The 5572-nt window shown below is 37.3% G+C and carries 5 protein-coding genes; all 5 read left to right on the top strand.

Going from position 1 to position 5572, the window contains the following annotated elements; genetic code table 11:
• Positions 1-384, top strand: a 384-nt coding sequence (locus ACKI5B_RS05220) for a hypothetical protein (RefSeq protein WP_407426523.1), incomplete at its 5' end; no start/stop codon positions are given.
• A gap of 6 nt (positions 385-390) precedes the next feature.
• Complete coding sequence (locus ACKI5B_RS05215; protein WP_407426521.1) at positions 391-2088, top strand: tetratricopeptide repeat protein; 1698 nt, start codon at positions 391-393, stop codon at positions 2086-2088.
• 89 nt (positions 2089-2177) lie between these two features.
• Entirely contained in the window at positions 2178-2579 is a 402-nt protein-coding gene (gene yajC / locus ACKI5B_RS05210; protein WP_407426519.1) for a preprotein translocase subunit YajC, read from the top strand.
• Between the two features lie 22 nt (positions 2580-2601).
• On the top strand, positions 2602-4389 hold the full coding sequence (secD, locus tag ACKI5B_RS05205) for a protein translocase subunit SecD (protein WP_407426517.1): 1788 nt from the start codon (positions 2602-2604) through the stop codon (positions 4387-4389).
• Positions 4389-5572 (top strand): protein translocase subunit SecF (gene secF, locus ACKI5B_RS05200; protein ID WP_407426515.1); only part of this gene is annotated, 1184 nt, incomplete at its 3' end. The genes secD and secF, both read left to right, overlap by 1 nt.

Here is a 5572-nt window from a genome sequence, read left to right as displayed (position 1 = left end):
CTTGGATTATGCATGACTTTTATGTCTGCAAATATTTTCCCTCTTGAAATCAGACATTTATGGCCGATTATGGTACTGTTCAGTGGAATCTGCCTTGTTTTAACCTGTTTTTTTAAGCACAGAAAAATTCGCGGTGTTTATTTTTTTCCGGCAATTTTAATAGAATTGTTAGGCGGTGTTTTTCTTCTTTTTTCGCTTAATGTCGTAAAAACTTCACTTTCACATTTTGCTGCCAAATGGGGCCCGCTTGTTCTTATTCTTGCGGGGGTAGTGCTTGTTGCTGTTTTTTTCTGGCAGAGAAATTTTAACGATTTTTTTCCGTATGATAAAGATGAGTTATCAGATTTAACAGATGAAGATGAGCATAAAATTTACGGAGAATAATCAGCATTGAAAAATAAACGGCGGAAACTTTCTGCTTTTTTCTGTATTTTTTTTATTTTTCTCAATTCACTTTCGTTTGCTCAGGAAGTCACGGGAACTAAGATTGCTTTGCCTCAAAGGCGTGTAACAGAATATTTTTCTGATATCGATAAAGATATTTTACTTTTAGTTGAAAAAGGTTCTCCTGAAAGCCTGAAAAATGCTGTCACTTATTTAAAAAGAAATCGTGATGCAATGAAAGAAAATGAAAAAATTCTTCACTACATTGCAGTATCTATAATGCAGATGTGCTGGAAGTCACAGGGGTTTTCTGAAGTTACTTTTGAGCAGGGGATCAGAAATTCATACACTGAAGCGATTTTATCTTCAAAAAACGGAATTTATGACGGTTTTTCATCTCCCCAGATTTTTCTTGATTATGTTTTGCCTGCCATGGTTCTTGCCGTTTCAGATACAAGAAATGATTATTATGAGCAGGCAGAAATTAATTTAAAAAAAGCTCTCGAATTAAATAAAGATTCCGTTTTTGCAAATTATCTTCTTGGTCTTCTTTATGTAAGACTTGGTGAATATAAACTGGCAAACGATTATTTTTCTATCGCTTATATTCTCTGTTCTGACTGTTTTGAAGTATCTTTTGCTTATGCAGAAAGTTTTATTCATCTTTCACAGCCTGAGAAGTCTTTTGAATTTGCACAGAAACTTCTTTCCCTGTATCCGCAGAATAAAAATTTGTTAAAGCTCTGTGCAGAAGCCTCATTTGCTGCAAATGATATGCAGAATGCAGAAATATATGTAAGCCGGGTTTTACAGATTGAACCTGAAAATTCATATTTTCTTTTGTTTCGTGCAAGAATACTTGTTAAAAACGGTGAATATATCAGGGCTGCTTCTCTGCTTGATGCCTATGCCAGAAAAGATTCTCTTTCAAGGGATTATTTGATTTTACGGTATTCAGTACAGAAAAACTGGAACAAAAATATTTCTGCAGCTACAGCTACGATAGAAAATGCAATAAAACTTTATCCTGATGATATGGAAATTGTACTTGCCGCAGCTTCTCTTGCCTGTGAAACCGGTGTAAAAATTGATGATAAAGATAGTGAGCAGCTGGCCGATATTATTCTTCAAAATGAAAGTGATAATCTTGAAGCTCTGCAGATAAAAATTTCAGCAATGGTTTCCGGTAAAAAATGGACTCAGGCTTACAAAGCAAGTTCTGAGTTTATAAAAAGGCAGGATGTTTCCCGTGCTGCCTTGTTTACACATATAAAAATTTGTCTTTCATCAGGCAGAAAAAGTGAAGCGTATGAAATGGCTTCAAAATTGTATTCTGAAAGTCCTTCGGATGAAGAAGTTTTACAGTCTTATATTGATGTACTTGTATCTACGGGAAGAACAGGGGAAGCTTCAAAACTAATAAATCAGCTTATTCAAAGTTCATCGTCAAAAATGAAAAGTTTCCTCTACTATGAAAGAAGTTTTCTTGCCTCCGGTGAAAGTGCTGTTCTTGCTGATCTGCGTTCAAGCCTTACAGCAAATCCAAGAAATAAGGATTCTCTTTTCAGACTTTATCAGATTTATTTTAATAAAAAAGAATACAGAAAGGCTCAGTATTATTTAAAACAGGTTGTAGCTCTTTCCCCGAATGATGAGTCTTTGCGCGTGTTAAATCAAAATCTGGACAATTTATTGAAAAATTAGGCGTTTTTTTTAGATGTTTTGTATGTTGATTTCAGTTCTTTTTTATGATAGACTTTTTTTCACTATTTTAAACCAGGAAGGAAGTTAAAATGTTTTTTGTTCCATTACTTGATGCTGCAGGCACTCAGGCTTCTTCAAGCCAGACATTAATGTCTGTCGTACCGTTTATCCTCATCATTGCAATTTTCTATTTCTTTATTATTCGTCCTCAGAATAAAAAGCAGAAAGAAACACAGAAAATGATTGATGCCCTTAAAAAAGGTGACAAAGTCGTTACAATCGGCGGAATTCATGGAATCGTTTCTCAGACAAAAGAAAAGACTGTCATTGTTAAAGTCGATGAAAGCACAAAAATCGAATTCAATCGTTCTGCTATTGCCGGTGTTGTAAATGATGCACCTGCAAAGTCAGAAAAAAATGAAAAATCAGAAAAAACAGAATCAATCGAAAAAAAAGCCGCTGAATCTTTTGATTCAGAAAAGGCAGAATAAATAAAAATACCGGAGTTAAAAAATGAACAAACGAAGTCGTTTTATCATTGTTCTGGTAGTTCTTGCTGTGTGTTTTGCATTTCTCTGGCCATCAATCAGCTGGTATGCACGCACTCCGAAAGATCAGCAGAGCCTTGCTTTAGGATCTCTCGAAAAAATAAAGGACTACACAATCGTAAAAGCCAAGGAAGAGGTTGATAATCTTATTTCAATGGCAAAAGCAAATCCTGAAGCTGTTCTTGATTCTTCTTATGATTATCTTGTAAAAGCTGCAAAAAAGAATTACAAAGAAACTGCAAAGGCTTACAAATCTGCCGGCATGGAAGTTCCTGAAACTCCTGCTGTTATGACTGTAAGTGCAATTCTCAGTTCTTTCAAAGGTACAAATGCCCGTGCAGAACTTTCTTCTGTAATCGAAGGCAAATACCGTGACGAAATTCTTGCTGCAAAAAAACGCTATAATTCATCTGTAAAACTCGGTCTTGATTTAAGCGGCGGTATGAACATCATCGTACGTGCAAATCTTGATGAAGCCCTTGCTGCTAAAAAAGCAGAAGGCAACGAAATCACTGATGAAGCTCAGTGGAAAAAAGATGCAATGGCTCAGACTATCGAAACTTTAACAAGTTCAATCGATAAATTCGGTCTTACTTCTCCGGTTATCCGCCAGCAGGGTGAGGACCGTATCTATATCGAAATTCCTGGAGCTGCTGACCGTGAAAGCGTAAATACAATCATCATGGGTAAAGGTATTCTTAACTTCCGCCTTGTTGATGAAGATGCTACAAATGCTTTCAATATTTACTACAATCAGAATCCTGCCACAACTTTCAATTCAGACGGTAAACTTATTGATTCATCAGTAATTCCTGCTGATACAGAAGTTATGGGCTACTACATTAAAGACGATTATGGTCTTGACGAGCGAACCGGTTTCATCGTTGTTAAAAAAGAAATTGCTCTTGACGGTGAACACGTAAAATCAGCAATCGTTTCTGCAGACCAGACTACAAACCAGCCTGAAGTTAACTTCGTTCTTGATTCAGAAGGTGCTGTAATTTTCGGTGATTTTACAGCTGCAAATGTCGGAAAACGTCTTGCAATTGTAAGCGACAACAAAGTTAAATCAGCTGCTACAATCCGTCAGGCAATTAACGGCGGTCAGGTATCTCTTTCAGGCGGCTTCAGCGTCGAAGAAGCTCAGAATATTCAGAAAGTGCTTCAGACTGCTTCGCTTAGTGTTCCTCTCGAAGTAGAAAGCCAGCAGGTAGTTGGTGCTTCTCTTGGTGAACAGGCTATCAGACAGGGCTTGAATGCACTTACATGGGGCTTAGCAGCAGTTCTCGTATTCATGATTTTGTATTACATGGGTGCTGGTTTCAACGCTGTTGTAGCTCAGATTTTGAATATGTACATCATGTTCTCTGTTTTGAGTGCTTTCAACCTTACACTTACACTTTCTTCTGTTGCCGGTATGATTCTTACGGTTGGTATGTCAGTTGACGCTAACGTAATTATCTTCGAACGCATTAAAGAAGAGCTCAAAAACGGTAAGAGCCGTGCCGCAGCTGTTGCAGCCGGTTTTGACAACGCTTTCTGGGCAATTATGGACTCTAACATTACAACATTCATCGCTGCAGCATTCCTTTCAAAACTCGGAACAGGTTCAATTCAGGGCTTCGCAGTTTCACTTGCAATCGGTGTATGTTCATCAGTATTTACAGCTCTCGTAGTTTCTCGTCTCATGTTCGACTTTAACACAGAAGTTATGAACCGAAAGACAATGAGCATCGGCTGGGGAGTAAAATAATGAAAAAGATTATTCAGTTTAGCAAATTTTTCCCTTGTGCAGTTGTTTTGAGCGTACTTGTCATTATTGCAGGTATTGTTTCTGTAGCAACACGCGGAATCAACTTCGGTCTTGATTTCAAGCCGGGTATGATTGAAGAAATTAAAATTGCTGATACAGCTCTTGAAGTTACTTATAATGGTACTGCAACAGTTTCTCTCGACGTTTCAGAAAATGGAGTTGATATCGTAGTAAGCGGTATTGGAGAAGAAAACCGTACAGAATCAATTCCTTTTGCAAGTGTAACAACTGTTTCTGAACTTGCTGAAAAAATCAACACTGTAAACGGTATTTCAGCACAAGTTAAAAAGGAAGTGAACATTTCTGAAAGCGGCGTTTTTGTTACTTCAGGTGCTTCAAAGAATCTTGGTGAAAATCCATTGCGCCTTTTTGTTGCAGATGAATCTTCTACAGTTACAGCTGATGATGTCCGGGATTCTCTCAAGGATTTCGCAAACGTAGATGTAAAAGAAATTGGTGATGGTTCAGAACGTGCTTTCCAGATCCGCATGGGTGTTACAGGTGAAGAAAGCAAGAATGTTCAGGCTGATGCAAACAAAGCTCTTACAGATAAGTTCGGTGTAGAAAAAATTGTAATCACAAAATCTGACTTCATTGGAGCTCAGTTCTCTCAAACCCTTATTCGTGATTCAATTATTCTTGTTCTTGCAACTCTGGTTTTGATTTTCATTTATTCTGCAATCCGCTTTCACTGGGATTTCGCTCTTGCAGCTGTAATTGCTATCATTCATGACTCTTTGGTAATGATTTCTTTCATCTCATTCATTCAGATGGAATTCAGCACAACAACTTTAGCAGCAATCCTTACAATTATCGGTTATTCAATCAACGCAACTGTGGTTATTCTTGACCGTGTACGAAGTGATATTAAAGTTGTTGAAGCAAAAACTTTCAAAGAAATCTTGAACTCAGCTCTTACTTCAACATTGAGCCGGTCAATTATTACAACAGTAACAACACTGTTTGCAGTTCTTGCATTGTTCTTCTTCACAACCGGAACAATCCATGACTTCTCACTGGCTTTGACTATCGGTTTGATTTCAGGATGTTATTCTTCTATCTTTATTGCAGGCGCATTTATTCTTGCAGTTAGAAAAAATCAGAAGTTCCAGGCAGTTTCAGC

It is taken from the genome of Treponema sp., assembly GCF_045657965.1.
GTDB lineage: Bacteria > Spirochaetota > Spirochaetia > Treponematales > Treponemataceae > Treponema_D.
Note: the sequence above shows the minus strand (reverse complement) of the source record. Positions and strands in the feature narration are given on the sequence as shown.

Bases quoted from the DNA above. Each gene is read 5' to 3' on its own strand.
- yajC (WP_407426519.1), top strand. From the start codon at position 2,178: ATGTTTTTTGTTCCATTACTTGATGCTGCAGGCACTCAGGCTTCTTCA.
- secD (WP_407426517.1), top strand. From the start codon at position 2,602: ATGAACAAACGAAGTCGTTTTATCATTGTTCTGGTAGTTCTTGCTGTG.